The sequence below is a fragment of the Bacillus cereus group sp. BfR-BA-01349 genome (assembly GCF_022663795.1).
In the GTDB taxonomy this organism is placed as follows: domain Bacteria; phylum Bacillota; class Bacilli; order Bacillales; family Bacillaceae_G; genus Bacillus_A; species Bacillus_A cereus.
Genome location: NZ_JAKUGE010000011.1, coordinates 69,445 through 85,053, shown reverse-complemented (window position 1 = coordinate 85,053; position 15,609 = coordinate 69,445). Strand labels below are relative to the sequence as shown.

Sequence of the window (15,609 nt, the reverse complement as noted above, 5' to 3'; positions counted from 1 at the left end):
ACAAAAAGGATTACCAAATTGGTAATCCTTTTTATATTTCTCTACTATCTATTCGCTTTCTTTTTTCTAAATAACATAAGTAATCCCGCTCCAACAAACGCAAGACCAGCTCCAATTGTAGAAGCAATACTTGCACCTGTTTTCGGTAAATCACGTTCATCTTTTTCAGCTTCTTTATTTTCACTTACAGTTGTTGTTGTTTCTTTTGTATTTTGATCATCTGTTGTAGTTTGTCCAGATCCAGTATTGTTTCCATCTTGTTTTGGTTCATTACCATTATTACCTTCTTCTGTTGGTGGTGTTGGGTTTTCTCCATTACCTGTTGGCGGTGTTGTTGGATTTTCTCCCCCACCTGTTGGCGGTGTCGTTGGATTTTCTCCATCACCTTTCGGCGGTGTCGTTGGATTTCCTTCACCAGTTTCCTTATCATCATTCTTCTTCGTTATATCAATTACATATTTAGCAAATTCATTTTCAGATGGTCCAACATATGATATGTTCCCATCTTTCTTTATATACTTTTGTGCATTTGGTGAAGAATCAAATGTTGTATTTAATTTATCTGCAACAATCGGTTTAAACGTCCAATTTTGATCAGCTGCTGGATCAATATTTTTTATTTTTTGCATATACTTCACAATGATTTGACGTGTTTCATCTTGTGATTGGTATACAACTTCCCCTTCACTTACACCTGGGAACGTTTGACTACTTCCACGATAGTTATTTGTAGCGACGATGAACTTTTGATCATCAGCTACTGGCTTACCTTCATATGTCATATTTACAATACGATTCGTATTTGCATTTACAACTTTTCCATCTTTATCGTATTTCGCTGGTTGTGTTACATCAATTTCGTATTTTAAGCCATCTAAAATATCAAAGTTATATGTAGGATAGCCTATATTTACTAACGGCTGTTCTTCTGTTTTCTTTGGATCAATTGTATTAAACTGACCTGCAGACATTTCAAGCCATTCTTTCACTTGTGCCCCATTTACTTTTACAGCATATAACGTATTTGGATACACGTATAAATCTGCAACGTTTTTAATTGCTAACGTTCCAGCTGGAATATCCGTATAATATGTAGCACCGTTTCGGCCACCTGCTTTAAATGGTGCGCCTGCAGATAAAACCGGAATATCTTTAATTTCTTCGTACTCTGGTTTTTTAAGTTCTTGTTCTACATACCATTTTTGCGCATTTGTCACAATTTGTACGGAAGGATCATCTTGTACTAATGAAAAATAACTATTAATTGGTGCTTTCGTTTTACCTACAGGTGTATTTACATAGTCAATTGTCGCTTGATGCTCATCTTTAATTTCATTAACTAATTTTTGATCAGATTCTACTAATGGGGTACCTTTACTATTAGCAATCGGGCGAAGTTGTGGCTTAGATTGATCTTTTTGTACTTCCCATTTTCCGTTTACCTTTTTCAATTGCATATCAATAATACCTAAGTTACTTCCAAAGACACCAGGCATTACAACTGGAACACCATTAAATACATCCTTCACTTCAGTATGTGAATGTCCTATTAATACTGCATCTACGCCAGGAACTTCTGTCGCTAAATAAAACGATGAATTTTCCATTCCTTCGTTGTATCCACTCTTATCAACACCTGAATGCGCTAGTGCAACTATAATATCCGCACCTTCTGCTTTCATTTTTGGTACCATTTTCTTCGCTGTTTCAACTATATCTTTCGCTTTAACTTGTCCTTCTAAATTCGCTTTATCCCAATTCATAATTTCTGGTGGAACAAATCCCATTACACCAATCTTCACTATTTGTTTTTGGCCTGCTTCATCCACTACTTCTTTCTCTAAAATATGATATGGTTTATCAAAGTAATGCTCGTCATTCTCATCATTACCATCATGGTCATCTATGTAGACATTCGAGTTAATAACCGGGAAATCCGTTTTTTCAATCACTTTGTTTAAATAATCTAAACCGTAGTTAAATTCATGATTCCCAAGAGAGATGACGTCATACTTCATTAAATTCATTACACGATATAATGGGTGTGTATAACTAGGATCCACACGATTCTTCTGATCTTTTATTTTATTTGCTACATAATCTCCAAGCGGTGTCCCTTGTAATGCATCCCCATCATCAAATAGGACAGAGTTCTTCACTTCTTCACGTGCTTTATTAACGAGTGTTGCCGTTTGTACGAGACCTACTTTATTATCTGTTTTCGTTTGATAGTAATCGTAAGTCATTAAGTTAACGTGAATATCTGATGTTTCTAGAATTCGTAAGTTAACTGTACTCTCCCCAGTTTGCTCATCCGCATGAGCTGTTGCTGGCAATACTTGCGGTGCTATAACACCAATAGCAAGAGTTGCTCCAGCTAGCATTTTTTTTGACTTTTTCACAAAAAATCCCCCTTATACAATTACCAGAAATAATGAAATGAATCCCTATCTGTCTCTAACCACATACCTTTTTTCTTCTATTAGAGACACAATTTTCATTTCACCCTGCGCTAACGAGTAGTCCCCTTAAACGCCCGATTGATGAAGACTATTAATTAATAGGAAATAAAGCTCCCACTAATTAAAGTTTCACCTTATCTGACATTATCATATATAAAGTTCTTTCCTATCGTCAATATTTTTTGACAAACTTCAACAAATTTTCTGTAAAGTTATTATAAACTTTTCATAAACATATAATATGCCCTTACATTGCTAATACTGCTGAATATGATACAATTACCAATTACAAAGAGGATGAATTTATGAAAAAAGTCATCTTAACAATTGTTTGTCTCCTCCTTCTGATCATTTCTTATTCTTATTTTGAAAAGAACGACGAGACAAAACAAAATGAATCTGAAGAAAAAACAGAAAAAACATCTGCCCCAAATTGGATTGATAAGCAAACAAACGAATCTTTTTATCATCTTGTATTAGGTGATTCACTCGCTAAAGGATATGGATCGACACAAGGTGGATTTGCTGAATTAGCTTCTAAGCAAATAGAAGCACAAATTCACAAACCAATTACAGTAGAAAACCTTGGGGTAAACGGTCTTACAACAGATCGTCTCGCTAAAAAAGTTCAATCAGAAGATGTAAAGGAAAAAATTAGAGCAGCAAATATAATTACAATTAATATTGGAGGAAATAATTTATTTCGTTTAAATCGTGATGTTGGTGTTATAGATGGTATAAAAATGTTAAATAAAGAAAAAGCCCATTTTGAAGCGGATATAAAAAGTATTGTAAAGACAGTTCGAGATCAAAATCCGGACGCTTTACTCATTCTCTCAGAACTCTATAACCCGTTACAACTCGATGACTCCATCGCAAGTTATGCAGATATGTTTTTAGATGGCTGGAACGAATCTGTTTATTCCATTTCCAAAGCAAATCAACCATCTATCGTTTTACCAATTCGCAAATTAATATCGAATGATAAAAAAGAGTTATTATTTGACCAAGTACACCCAAATGATAACGGCTATGCAATTATTGCCAATACATTTACAAAGCAAGTGTTATCCTACAAATATTAAAGCGGCCATGAAACAATTCTATTTTTATAACATGTCTTTTTTGTTACAATGATAGTGGAAGGGGGCCTTTATATGGAATCACGCGAGTGGGAACGTATTGTTGATCATCTTCTTTCGCTAGTGCCTCTTTTTTATCGCAAATTTATGCTTCCTGGAGAATTTTCTTCTCAAAGACATATGCCGCCATCACATACACAAGTATTACTGCTTTTGCATGAAAACGGCACATTAGCAGTTTCCGAAATCGGCAAGCGGCTAGCGATTTCACGGCCTAACATGACACCTCTATTAAACAAACTTATTCAAGAAGAACTAATAGAGCGTCATTATAGCGAAAAAGATCGACGGGTCATTTTAATTTCCCTAACAGCTGAAGGGAAATTATTAGTAAATCAGTATCAGCAATTCATTTTAGACAAACTAAAAGAAAATTTCCAAACATTATCTGAGGAAGAACGCGAAAAGCTCATTCATTCTCTTCAAACCATTCAAAATTTAATTTTGAAAACAAACGTATAAAGCTGCTTCTAAATAGAAGCAGCTTTATGATTCGTAATAGTTACCATAGTATACATTGGAATATGGCCATGTTGTTAAATATGGTTTTTTTTCCTGTGTAGGCTGTTGTGTTGGTAATTGTGGTATTTGTGATAATTGCTGTAATTGTTGTTGCCGATATAATTCGTGTTGTCTACTCGTATCATAAACCGGATAATAATTTACATATGGATATACTTGAGGTACGTAATAATAATACATTATCCTCTCCTCCTTTTTCTTAAACATATTCAAAGGAGAAAATGAATGTGACATTGTTTATAATTGTACAAGTGGTTCTCTCACTCGTTTCTTCCTTTTCTTCAAACGTAACTTACGGTTCTTTTCGTATAAATAATGCACAACGAAATATGAAATGAGACCAAACACAACTCCTAAAATCGTCATTCCAATTAATACATACACTTCACTTTGTAATAAGCTCTTTAATATCGTAAAAATGTGACTTGAAAACAAGTCCGATATGGTAAATGGTTCATGATGAATTTTCTGTACATGAAATGGATAAATCATTTTTCCTAGCGCATACGCAAGCGGAAATAAAAATACTGGGAGAAACGATATTTTCCCAATAATATTGCCAATAACTGCCGCAGGAAAAGATCCCTTTGCTAACCTGACGATTGGATAAAATATTACATATACGAGCGATGCCGTATAAATGACTAACATTTCTAAGCCGAATCCTATAGCAAACCCTAACGATACTTTCTTTGCGCCTTCTGGCGATCGAAGCAACTTATAATATTGAAACTTTAATATTCTCCACATCCGCTGAACAAACGAATATGTTTTCTTAGTTGTTTTCACCCTCATCATCTCTTTAACTATATTTTTATATGTAGTATGTCCTTACACACTCTGAAAAACAAATTTAATTTTCTCTTTTATTATAAATGATATCGAAATGGTTAACCAAATATACATCCGACATTTTAATATAAAAAAACCTCCCTTTTAGGAAGGCTCTTCTACATTTTTAAATAAACTCACTAATAACGCTTTTTGAGCATGCAATCGATTACCAGCTTGCTCAAAGACGATAGACTGCGGTCCATCTATAATTTCTCCTGTTACTTCTTCTTCACGATGGGCAGGTAAACAGTGTAAGAAACGATATGTTTGCTTCGCATGCTTAACAAGTTCGTTATTGATTTGGTAAGGTTGAAATAAAGTATATTTCTCTTCTTCGCCCTCTTGCCCCATGCTCATCCAAACGTCAGTATAAATGAAATCTGCTTCATTCACCGCTAATTCAGAATCATGCAAAACTTCAATTTCAGCTCCTGTTTCCTTGGCAATCGCTAACGCTTTTTTTACAATCTCTTCATTCGGTTCATATCCTACAGGCGTTGCAACAGTCATATGCATTCCAACTTTTGCACTCGCTAGCAACAATGAATGACATACATTATTGCCGTCACCTACGTAAGCCAATTTTATTCCTTTAAATGTATTTGTTTCTTCGTATATCGTCATAAGGTCTGCCAATGCTTGACAAGGATGATGATCATCCGTTAAACCGTTAATAACAGGAATACTCGATTCTTTTGCAAGCTCTTCTACATCCGCGTGTGAGAATGTACGTATCATGATCCCGTCAATATACTGCGATAATACTTTTGCAGTATCTGAAACGCTTTCTCCTCTTCCCATTTGCATCTCTTTCCCACTTAAAAACATACCATGTCCCCCGAGTTGTACCATTCCCGCTTCAAAAGATACACGAGTACGAGTGGAATGCTTATCAAAAATAAGCCCTAATATTTTGCCTTGTAATAAAGGCTCTTGCTTATTCTTTTTTAAATATATAGCGAACTCAATTAAAGAAATAATTTCTTCTTTCGTTAATTCTTCTAGTGTTAAAAGATCTTTCGTATTTAATTTCGGTACTTGTACAGTTGACATGAAACTTCCCCCTTATATGATTGATACGTTTTTTGTACAAACTACTTTTTTTATTATATATACTGCCTGTTCTAACTCTTCATTCGTGACAATGAGTGGCGGTAATAGTCTTATAACATTAGGGCCTGCTTGTAATACGATAAGTCCTTCGTTTTCTAGTTGTTCTATAAAACTTGCAACTTCATGCTTACACTCAATCCCAATCATAAGCCCCTTACCACGTATATTTTGAATACATTCGACATGCTGTAATTCCTCTTGCAACTTCTCTAATACGTACTCGCCTTTTTCTTGTACTTCTTTTAAAAACGATGGTTTTTTACTTACTTGCAATACTTCTTTCGCTGCAGCCATCGCGATGTAATTCCCGCCAAAAGTTGAACCGTGTGATCCTGCAGTAAACGACGCTCCGAGCTCTTTCCGGCCAATCATCGCTCCGACAGGAATCCCATTCCCAAGCGCCTTTGCAACGGTAACGATATCAGGCTCTATTCCCACTTGTTCATAAGCGAATAGTGTTCCAGTTCTTCCTATCCCCGTTTGTACTTCGTCTATAATAAATAAGGAACCGAACTTATTACATAATGTTTCAATCTCTTTCAAAAAAGATAGATCAGCAGGTATTACTCCTCCCTCTCCTTGAACAACTTCTACCATTACCGCCGCAACTTCTTCATTCATGACTTCCTCTAATGCTTTAATATCGTTAAAAGGGATATGTAAAAAAGATGGAAGTAATGGACCAAATCCTTCTTTTACCTTATCTTGGCCCGTTGCACTCATCGTTCCAAATGTTCTACCGTGAAAAGACTGCTGGCATGTTACGACGAGAGATTTTCCAGTATGCTTACGTGCTAACTTTAAAGCTGCTTCATTTGCCTCTGCCCCACTATTACAGAAAAACACATAATCTAATGCTCTATTTTCTGTTAATAATGACGCAACTTCTTCTTGCAAGCTGTTTGTAAACAGGTTAGATATATGCCATATATCATCAAGTTGCTCTTGTACACCTTTGAGAACAGTAGGGTGACAATGTCCTAAATTACATACGCCAATTCCTGATGTGAAATCTAAATATTCCTTACCGTTATTATCAATAACTTTCGTTCCAGTTCCCTTTACAAACTCAATAGTTCTTCTGCCATACGTTTGAAAAAGATGACTCGTCATGCAATACTCACACCTTTCGTTACCGTCGTTCCAATACACTCTCCCGTAACCTCAGTAAAATCTTTTGTACCATTCACAATACTTATCTTTTGCACTCCCATTTTTAATGATGCTAGTGCCGCCTGTACTTTCGGAATCATCCCACCTGTAATAACACCTGTTTCTATAAAAGTAGCAATTTCAGATTCATCCGTTTCCTTTACCAAATTCCCTTCATGTAATATTCCATCTACATCCGTAATAAAAATAAGCTCTTTTGCCCCTAACGCAGCCGCAATCCCAGCTGCAGCATTGTCCGCATTTATGTTATAAACTTCATTACCATTTACCCCGATTGGAGCAATAACAGGAATATACTCCATATTTATTAATCCTTTTAATAAGGCTGTTTCTACATAACTTACTTCCCCCACATATCCTATCTCTTCACTGACAGGTTGAACTTGAAGTAAATTGCCGTCACATCCTGAACAACCTACCGCAAGTAAATTATGCTTTTGTAAATTCATTACGAGTTTTTTATTCGTACTTCCGCATAGCACCATTTGAACAACATCCATAACTTCTTTTGGTGTTACGCGTAATCCATCTCTTTTTTCTACGTTGATGTTACAATCTTTTAATTTGGCATCAATTTCTGGCCCACCACCATGAACAATCACTACTTTATACTTCTGTTGCAATTTCTTTATACATTCAAAAAACACAGCTTTTAATTGATTCAACATACTACCGCCGCATTTCACTACAATATATTCGCTCATCTTCTCTCTCCTTATGTACGATAACAAGCGTTTATTTTCACATATTCATAGCTTAAGTCACAGCCCCAAGCTGATCCTGTCTCTTCTCCTAAGTGTAAATACACATTAATGACTATTTCATCTTCTTGTAATCTCTCTTTCATTTCTTCTTCAGAAAATGTTTGAGGCTCACTATTTTTTAATACCAATATAGATTGAAGAGTAATGTCAATTGTATTCGGATTAATAGCTACTTCACTTTGTCCAATACTGCTAATAATTCGCCCCCAGTTTGGATCTTCACCATGTATTGCTGTTTTCACAAGACTCGAACCGACTATTTGCTTTGCAATTTTTTTTGCCTCTTCATTCGTTTGAGCTCCTAGCACATTTACTTCTATTAACTTTGTAGCGCCTTCACCATCTTGCGCAATTTTCTTTGCTAAATCTTCACATACCTTCTGTAAAGCACATACGAAAGTTTCCCAATCTGTATGTTCCATATTTATCGGCCTTGTTTCTGATAATCCACTTGCCATAACGATGACCATATCATTCGTAGAAGTATCTCCATCCACCGTAATTTGATTAAATGTATGATTCGTTATTTGTGATAATGCTGTTTGCAATACGTCATGCTCTATATGAGCATCTGTCGTAATAAAACTAAGCATCGTTGCCATATTCGGATGAATCATCCCTGAACCTTTTGCAACACCCGCAATCGCCACTTTCTTCCCATCAATAATCATTTCATAGCAAGTTTCTTTCGTTATGAGATCCGTCGTTAAAATTGCTTCAGAAAAAGAATATGCTTCACTTTCTTCCTTCGTCGGTATAAGAGTTGCAACTCCCTTTCGGATTATATCCATCGGCAGTGGAACACCAATTACACCTGTTGAAGCTACTGCAACGTAATTTTCTTTCATCCCAAAATGTTCCGCCCCTAATGCGCGCATCTCGTATGCGTCTTGTAATCCTTGCATTCCAGTACAAGCATTTGCATTTCCACTATTAACGATAATTGCTTGTAACTTCCCTTCTGCCGTTATACTATCCTTCGTTACTTGTAAAGGGGCTGCTTGTATTTGATTCGTTGTATACACAGCGGCACATGATGCTGGTACGTCACAAACGATTGCCCCTAAATCCTTTTTCAGACCATTTGCAGTACCAATTGCCGAAAAGCCTTTCGGCGTTACAATTGAACCATTTTCTAATTTTGTAATAGACGCTACTTTAATCATCATGTCCCCCTTATAGATAAAGCGGCATATGTTGTAAACCTGTTGTCTCTTCTAGTCCCGCTATTATGTTTGCATTTTGAATCGCTTGCCCAGCCGCGCCTTTCATCATATTGTCTATAACAGAAACGACCGTAACTCTTTCTGTTCTTTCATCGTAAGCTATGCCAATATCACAATAATTTGAGCCTCTCACTTCTTTTGGACTTGGAAATTTCCCTTGCGTACAAGTTCGGATGAAAGGCGATTGTTCATACGTTTCTTCATACAATTTTTGAAGTTGCTTTATTTCCATCTTTTGTTTTACTTTTGCATAAAGTGTAATCATGATTCCTCGTGATATCGGTATTAAATGTGTGCTAAATGTAATTGGCTGTAATTCACTATTCCATTCTGTAAGCATTTGCTCAATCTCTGGAACGTGCTGATGCTGGTTTACTTTATAGATGTGTAAGTTATCGTATAGCTCAGGAAAATGAGTCATTGTTGTTGGTGTTTTACCTGCTCCTGTTACCCCTGATTTCGCGTCAATAATAATCGAATCTTCTTCAATCCTGCTACTACGTACTAACGGTGCTATCGCTAGCAATGTGGCTGTAGCAAAACATCCTGGGTTTGCAATTAAATTTGCCTTTTGAATCTCAGTCCTTTTCCATTCACTTAACCCATACACTGCTTTTCTAAGAATTTCTTCTTTCGCTGCTGGCCTTTTATACCACAGTTCATATGACGAAGGATCTATCATACGAAAGTCTCCAGATAGGTCAATTACTTTTAAACCTTCTGCTAATAACTTGGGAGTTAACTCCGCCGATACTCCTGCTGGTGTTGCTAGAAATACGATTTCTGCTTCTTTCCCTATTGTCTCCACATCAATTTCTTGTAACGTATGAACGAGGACATTTCGAAGATGCGGATATACATTTGTTATACACTCACCAACTTGTGAAAAAGAATGAAGGGATGCTATAGAAAAATATGGATGTTGTTCTAATAAACGAATTAACTCAATGCCCCCATATCCAGTGGCTCCAATAATTGCGACTTTCATAAGTTCCTCCTCAAATCGATTCTTTAAATTAAGTATGATTATAATATTGTATATTTATAGAGTCAATTAAATATTTATAAATTTTACAAACTTAAAAAACTTAATTTTACTAGAAAAACAATATACACAACCGAATTTTTATACAGAAATAGTGCATAGTAGTTTTTTTATTTCACTTCAAGTACAATAAAACAATACATACGTACATACAGGCGGGAAAAAATATGAACGAAAAATTAATTGAGAAAATGATTATAAAAAGTTTTCAGCAATATCAATGCAGTCCAATATCAAAAGAAGATCAGGAAATGCTAGTGAAACATATTCAAACGGTGACTCATTCAAATATTGAAATTGATTTATACGAGGAGATTGAGGATATTGTTTATGATTATGTGACTGGAAAACAATAAAAAATAGGAGATTTCCATGTGGAAATCTCCTATTTTTTACTTAATGATTTACCTGCTACACGTTCAAATAAACCTGGGAATAAAGCATAAAGTTTCGGGCCAATTCCCATCCACTTCGGTAAGTTTACTTCACGTTTTTTCGTGTGCATCGACTTTACGATTTGTTCTGCTACGTATGTTGGTTTTAACATGTAACGTCCCATATTCTTTACATATGTACCAGATTGATCCGCTATTTCAAAAAAGTTTGTATCTATCGGACCTGGATTAATTGCTGTAACATAAATATCTGTATTCGCTAATTCCATGCGTAAACTATTCGTAAATCCTAATACAGCATGTTTCGTTGCTGCATACGCACTTGATTTCGGAGTTGCAATTTTTCCGGCAAGGGAAGCAATATTAATAATATGTCCTTCGTTCTTGTTTACCATATAAGGTAGTACCGCTTTCGTACATGCTACTAATCCAAATACATTTACTTGGAACATATCTTTCACTTCATCCATTGACGCATCTTCAAACGTTTTAAAAATACCAAATCCCGCATTGTTTACTAATATATCAATACGTCCCACTTCTTGTAATACCTTTGAAAAAACAGACTGTACTTCCATCTCTTCACTTACATCTAATACATAATAATAGCAAGGCGTATTATAAGTTTCTTTAATTTTGTCTACTAACGCTTGTAGTTTCTCTTCTGTTCGAGCCATTAATACTGGAGTCGCTCCCTGTGCTGCAACTTGCATTGCAACTTGCTCACCAATCCCACTAGAAGCACCTGTAATGACGATTACTTTATTTTGTAAACGTCCTGTCATTGCTGTCACCTACTTTGCATAATAAATCAATCGTTGCGATGACTCATCAATCATCACTTGTTGATTATATGCTAAATAGTCCAATTGTCCAACCGTTTCTGAAATAGTAAGTGGTAATTGTTCTTTATATAATACCGGAAATAGTTTTACACATACTTCAAATGCTGTCATTGGTTTTTCCTTTAATAACTCAAGTACTTTAAAAGCACGTGTTTCTTGCTTTTGTAATCTCGTTTCAATAAGTTGTTTCACATTTAGAACATCTTCCCCATGCCCTGATAAAATGCGTGAAATATTCATTTCGCTTAAACGCTGTAATGTTTGATTGTATTGTAGTAATGGGCGTGCCCGTTCTGTTTGCCCTTCATATGGTGGTTCTAGTATTGGATTCGAAGAAATATGACTGATGAGAGCATCTCCACCAATTAATATTCCATCAGATTCTCTATATAAAGAAATATGAGTAGAAGCATGACCTGGTGTTTCAATTACTATAAATCCAGGCAAAGAATCAATACGATCTCCTTCTCTCACAGTATGCGTTAACGATCTATTACAAGAATATTTAAGTGTCCTCGTCGTCAATAACGACTCGTCTTTCAAAAATGCTGCTGGCACACCAAACTGTAAGGCCGTCTCTCTAAAAAATTCATGATACCGCTTTAAAAATTCTGGATTTTGTGTGATCCAAGGCTCCTTCCAAGGATGTCCAATAATATTCGTCTTCTCAGAAAATATATTTAAAAGTCCACAATGATCTGCATGATGATGCGTAATGACTACTGTTTCAATATCTTCTATCGTATGTCCTAATGCACCTAATTGACTTTCTAACGCATTCCTTGCCTCTTCTGTATTCGTCCCTGTATCAATTAATGTTAATGTCTCCCCCTCAACTAAAAACACATTCACAGTTTCCACTGCAAATGGTACAGGAATCTCCATTCGGTGAATCGCCGTCATGCTTAGCCCCCCTGTCTCTTTCCGGTTCAAAAATGAATACTTCTTCAGTTTACAACTTCTATATATATTTGTCATTATTTTCAGATAAAAAGAGGTGTTTCCTATAAAAAAACGAATGTATGTACATTTATAAGAATTTCTAACCAAAATTAAAGGAGGAACATCATGTCTATTCAAAACATTTCCTTTCTCGGTGCAGGCTCTATTGCCGAAGCTATTATTGGTGGCTTGTTACATGCAAATGTCGTTAAAGGTGAACAAATTACTGTAAGTAATCGTTCTAACGAGACAAGATTACAAGAGCTACATAAAAAATACGGTGTAAAAGGTACTCATAATAAAAAAGAATTACTTACTGATGCAAATATTCTTTTTCTAGCAATGAAACCAAAGGATGTTGCAGAGGCGCTTACCCCTTTTAAAGAATACATAAATAATAACGTGCTTATTATTTCATTACTAGCAGGTGTTTCTACTCACTCAATTAGAAAACTACTTCAAAAAGACGTTCCAATTATTCGTGCAATGCCAAATACATCCGCAGCCATTTTAAAATCAGCTACCGCTATCTCCCCTTCAAAACATGCAACAGCGGAACATATTCGCACTGCAACATCTTTATTTGAAACGATTGGTCTCGTCTCTGTTGTAGAGGAAGAAGATATGCATGCTGTCACTGCATTATCCGGAAGTGGACCTGCTTATATTTATTACGTAGTGGAAGCTATGGAAGAAGCTGCAACAAAAATTGGTTTAAAAGAAGATGTTGCAAAATCACTTATTCTTCAAACGATGATTGATGCTGCTGAAATGCTAAAAGCAAGTGACAAACACCCTTCTATTTTGCGAAAGGAAATTACTTCTCCTGGTGGAACTACCGAAGCAGGTATTGAAGTATTACAAGAACATAAATTTCAACAAGCACTTATTTCTTGTATTACACAGGCAACGAAACGATCACATAATCTTGGAAAAACATTAGAACAACTAACAAAAGAAAAATAGAAAAAGGAGCTCAAGTTTATTTGAGCTCCTTTTTCTATAATTACACTTAGTTATTGTTCTTCCCAAAAATCTCTTCTTGCAGGCGACGACCAGTCGGCGTTGCTGCAAGTCCACCTTCTGCTGTTTCACGAAGTGCTACTGGCATCGTTTGTCCGATTCTAAACATTGCCTCAATTACTTCATCACATGGAATTGTACTCGTTACACCAGCTAATGCTAAATCTGCTGAGATCATCGCATTTGCAGCTCCTGCTGCATTACGTTTTACACAAGGTACTTCTACAAGTCCTGCAACAGGATCACACACTAAACCAAGCATGTTCTTTAATGAAATTGCCATCGCTGTAGCTGCTTGATCTTGTGTTCCACCAGCCATCTCAACTGCAGCTGCAGCCGCCATTCCACTTGCTGAACCAACTTCAGCTTGGCATCCTCCTGCCGCACCAGAAATACAAGCGTTATTCGCAACAACCATACCGAAAGCTCCTGCTGTAAATAAGAATTCAATCATTTCTTCACGTGTAGGTTGCAATTTTTCTCTTAGTGCAAATAGTACACCTGGCACTGTTCCAGCAGACCCTGCTGTTGGTGTTGCACAAATAATTCCCATCGCTGCGTTTACTTCATTTGTTGCAACAGCTTTGCTTACTGCATCCAAAATCGTATCTCCAGATAAGCCTTTTCCACTCTTCATATACGCTTGAACTTTTACAGCATCTCCACCAGTTAAACCAGTTGGTGATTTCACGCCGCGAATACCACGTTCTACTGCTTGCTCCATCACTACTAAGTTCTTTTCCATACCAGCAATTACTTCTTCACGTGAAATACTTCTTGTTTCCATTTCACATTGAATCATAATTTCTGCGATTTTTACATTTTGTTCTTTAGCTTGCGCCACTAGTTCCGCTGCGTTCCGAAACATGGTGTGTCCCCCCTGCAATTATTCCATAATAGTTACTTGACAAATATTTTGTTGCGCTTTTATTTCTTCAATTACTTCATCTGCTAATAATTCATCTGTTTCGATGACCATAAGCACTCTTCTTCCTTTTTCTTTACGAGATACACTCATCGTACTAATGTTAATCTCATGTTTCGCAAGGATTGAAGCTACCGCTGCAATAGCACCGAAGCGATCGTTATTTACAATAAGTAGTGCTGGGCTCGTGCCTGATAATTGAAGATCGAATCCGTTTAACTCTACAACTTCAATTTTACCGCCACCAATTGAGCAAGCAACAACTTCAATTTCCTCTTCACCTTTATACAAACGAATTCTCGCTGTATTTGGATGAGGTGCATTGGCATCTTCTTCAATGAATTCCACTTCAATTTCGCGCTCTTTTGCTATTTCTAGCGCCTCTGGAATACGTAAGTCATCTGTTTCAAATCCTAATATTCCACCGATTAGCGCTACATCCGTACCATGCCCACGATACGTCTTTGCAAATGATCCATATAACGAAATGCTTACTCTTTCTGGTTCATGACGAAACAGCTGGCGAGCAACTTGCCCCATTCTTGCCGCGCCTGCTGTATGTGAACTTGATGGTCCAATCATAACTGGACCGATAATATCAAATACTGAGCGATACTTCATCATAACTCCCCCTAAACCTCTATGAAAAAAATTTATTCTACTATTCTATTAAGCTGCTACATCTGTCGCTTTTCCAGTTGTACCACGAATTTGTTCTGCTATACGAATTGGATAGTTTTTGAATAAAAGTAATTCAATATAACCTGAAATAATACCAGTTATCATAATACATAAGAACCTTAGCATTATTTTCATTTAAAAATGATACAAGATAATCCACAATAAAGTCTGGTAGCAATCCAAAGTTTAACACAGAAGCCATTGCAAGCATAGCATAAACAAGTGATATAACCATTGCTAATGCAACTAAATTTGCATCCGCTATTCCACCTAGACTACCTGCTGATGTTCTGAACTCTTTTAAAGAGTGGTATACCAATTAAATCTCCACCACCTTATTAATAAAAAGCTTCAACTAAGGAACTTGCAATAGATACACTCGCTAATCATATCGTTTAGCTAAAAAGTGAAAAAGACTTATGACAAATAATAGTAATATCTTTCCTATTATAATTCTCGTGTTACTCTCTCATGATTTAGTCAACTTCACTTGTTACGATAATGACTAAAATACATG

17 protein-coding genes are annotated in these 15,609 nt (G+C 36.1%); 4 read left to right on the top strand and 13 right to left on the bottom strand.

Features of this window, described 5'->3' with window-relative positions; genetic code table 11:
• Nucleotides 1-44: 44 nt before the first annotated feature.
• Complete coding sequence (gene cpdB, locus MR169_RS08705; RefSeq protein WP_242319268.1) at nt 45-2,402, bottom strand: bifunctional 2',3'-cyclic-nucleotide 2'-phosphodiesterase/3'-nucleotidase; 2,358 nt, start codon at nt 2,400-2,402, stop codon at nt 45-47.
• Nucleotides 2,403-2,767: 365 nt separating this feature from the next.
• Between cpdB and MR169_RS08700 the strand changes: the two genes are divergently transcribed.
• Both MR169_RS08700 and MR169_RS08695 read left to right on the top strand, forming a co-directional pair.
• Entirely contained in the window at nt 2,768-3,547 is a 780-nt protein-coding gene (locus tag MR169_RS08700; RefSeq protein WP_000755850.1) for a GDSL-type esterase/lipase family protein, read from the top strand.
• A gap of 72 nt (nt 3,548-3,619) precedes the next feature.
• Nucleotides 3,620-4,066 carry a MarR family winged helix-turn-helix transcriptional regulator gene (locus MR169_RS08695; protein WP_000445819.1) on the top strand — a complete coding sequence of 149 codons (447 nt, stop codon included), beginning with the start codon at nt 3,620-3,622 and terminating at the stop codon, nt 4,064-4,066.
• Nucleotides 4,067-4,090: 24 nt separating this feature from the next.
• Here the strand turns inward: MR169_RS08695 and MR169_RS08690 are convergent, their stop codons facing one another.
• The 7 genes from MR169_RS08690 to argC all read right to left on the bottom strand — a co-directional run bounded on the left by MR169_RS08690 (nt 4,091) and on the right by argC (nt 10,224).
• Nucleotides 4,091-4,306 carry a hypothetical protein gene (locus tag MR169_RS08690; protein ID WP_016118598.1) on the bottom strand — a complete coding sequence of 72 codons (216 nt, stop codon included), beginning with the start codon at nt 4,304-4,306 and terminating at the stop codon, nt 4,091-4,093.
• A 57-nt stretch (nt 4,307-4,363) separates the two neighbouring features.
• Nucleotides 4,364-4,924 (bottom strand): DUF2062 domain-containing protein, encoded by a 561-nt coding sequence (locus MR169_RS08685; RefSeq protein WP_206905210.1) that lies wholly within the window; start codon nt 4,922-4,924, stop codon nt 4,364-4,366.
• 138 nt (nt 4,925-5,062) lie between these two features.
• The gene (gene argF / locus MR169_RS08680) at nt 5,063-6,013 is read right to left on the bottom strand and encodes an ornithine carbamoyltransferase (protein ID WP_000108854.1); all 951 of its coding nucleotides are present in this window, start codon (nt 6,011-6,013) and stop codon (nt 5,063-5,065) included.
• A 12-nt stretch (nt 6,014-6,025) separates the two neighbouring features.
• Nucleotides 6,026-7,186, bottom strand: a complete 1,161-nt coding sequence (locus tag MR169_RS08675) for an acetylornithine transaminase (protein ID WP_033694206.1) — start codon at nt 7,184-7,186, stop codon at nt 6,026-6,028.
• Entirely contained in the window at nt 7,183-7,950 is a 768-nt protein-coding gene (argB, locus tag MR169_RS08670) for an acetylglutamate kinase (protein WP_016118601.1), read from the bottom strand. The genes MR169_RS08675 and argB overlap by 4 nt, the downstream gene beginning before the upstream one ends.
• 11 nt (nt 7,951-7,961) lie before the next feature.
• Nucleotides 7,962-9,176 carry a bifunctional glutamate N-acetyltransferase/amino-acid acetyltransferase ArgJ gene (gene argJ / locus MR169_RS08665; protein WP_242319267.1) on the bottom strand — a complete coding sequence of 405 codons (1,215 nt, stop codon included), beginning with the start codon at nt 9,174-9,176 and terminating at the stop codon, nt 7,962-7,964.
• 10 nt (nt 9,177-9,186) lie between these two features.
• Nucleotides 9,187-10,224: an N-acetyl-gamma-glutamyl-phosphate reductase gene (gene argC, locus MR169_RS08660; protein WP_144574517.1), complete on the bottom strand. Its 1,038-nt coding sequence runs from the start codon at nt 10,222-10,224 to the stop codon at nt 9,187-9,189.
• A gap of 224 nt (nt 10,225-10,448) precedes the next feature.
• Here argC and MR169_RS08655 point away from each other — a divergent pair, with 224 nt between their 5' ends.
• On the top strand, nt 10,449-10,637 hold the full coding sequence (locus MR169_RS08655) for a YqzH family protein (protein WP_001003222.1): 189 nt from the start codon (nt 10,449-10,451) through the stop codon (nt 10,635-10,637).
• Nucleotides 10,638-10,666: 29 nt separating this feature from the next.
• On the opposite strand, the gene MR169_RS08650 is transcribed toward MR169_RS08655, so the two are convergent.
• Both MR169_RS08650 and MR169_RS08645 read right to left on the bottom strand, forming a co-directional pair.
• Entirely contained in the window at nt 10,667-11,461 is a 795-nt protein-coding gene (locus MR169_RS08650; protein WP_000147791.1) for an SDR family NAD(P)-dependent oxidoreductase, read from the bottom strand.
• 9 nt (nt 11,462-11,470) lie between these two features.
• Nucleotides 11,471-12,424 carry an MBL fold metallo-hydrolase gene (locus MR169_RS08645; protein ID WP_242319266.1) on the bottom strand — a complete coding sequence of 318 codons (954 nt, stop codon included), beginning with the start codon at nt 12,422-12,424 and terminating at the stop codon, nt 11,471-11,473.
• Between the two features lie 165 nt (nt 12,425-12,589).
• Between MR169_RS08645 and proI the strand changes: the two genes are divergently transcribed.
• A complete protein-coding gene (gene proI, locus MR169_RS08640) occupies nt 12,590-13,429 on the top strand; it encodes a pyrroline-5-carboxylate reductase ProI (protein ID WP_242319265.1) in 840 nt (279 codons plus the stop codon).
• Nucleotides 13,430-13,475: 46 nt separating this feature from the next.
• Here proI and sdaAA read toward each other — a convergent pair whose 3' ends face one another.
• The 3 genes from sdaAA to MR169_RS08625 form a co-directional block, all read right to left on the bottom strand.
• Entirely contained in the window at nt 13,476-14,354 is an 879-nt protein-coding gene (sdaAA, locus tag MR169_RS08635) for an L-serine ammonia-lyase, iron-sulfur-dependent, subunit alpha (protein WP_000489461.1), read from the bottom strand.
• 18 nt (nt 14,355-14,372) lie between these two features.
• Nucleotides 14,373-15,032: an L-serine ammonia-lyase, iron-sulfur-dependent subunit beta gene (gene sdaAB, locus MR169_RS08630; RefSeq protein WP_242319264.1), complete on the bottom strand. Its 660-nt coding sequence runs from the start codon at nt 15,030-15,032 to the stop codon at nt 14,373-14,375.
• A gap of 133 nt (nt 15,033-15,165) precedes the next feature.
• Complete coding sequence (locus tag MR169_RS08625; RefSeq protein WP_016118609.1) at nt 15,166-15,411, bottom strand: hypothetical protein; 246 nt, start codon at nt 15,409-15,411, stop codon at nt 15,166-15,168.
• Nucleotides 15,412-15,609 lie beyond the last annotated feature (198 nt).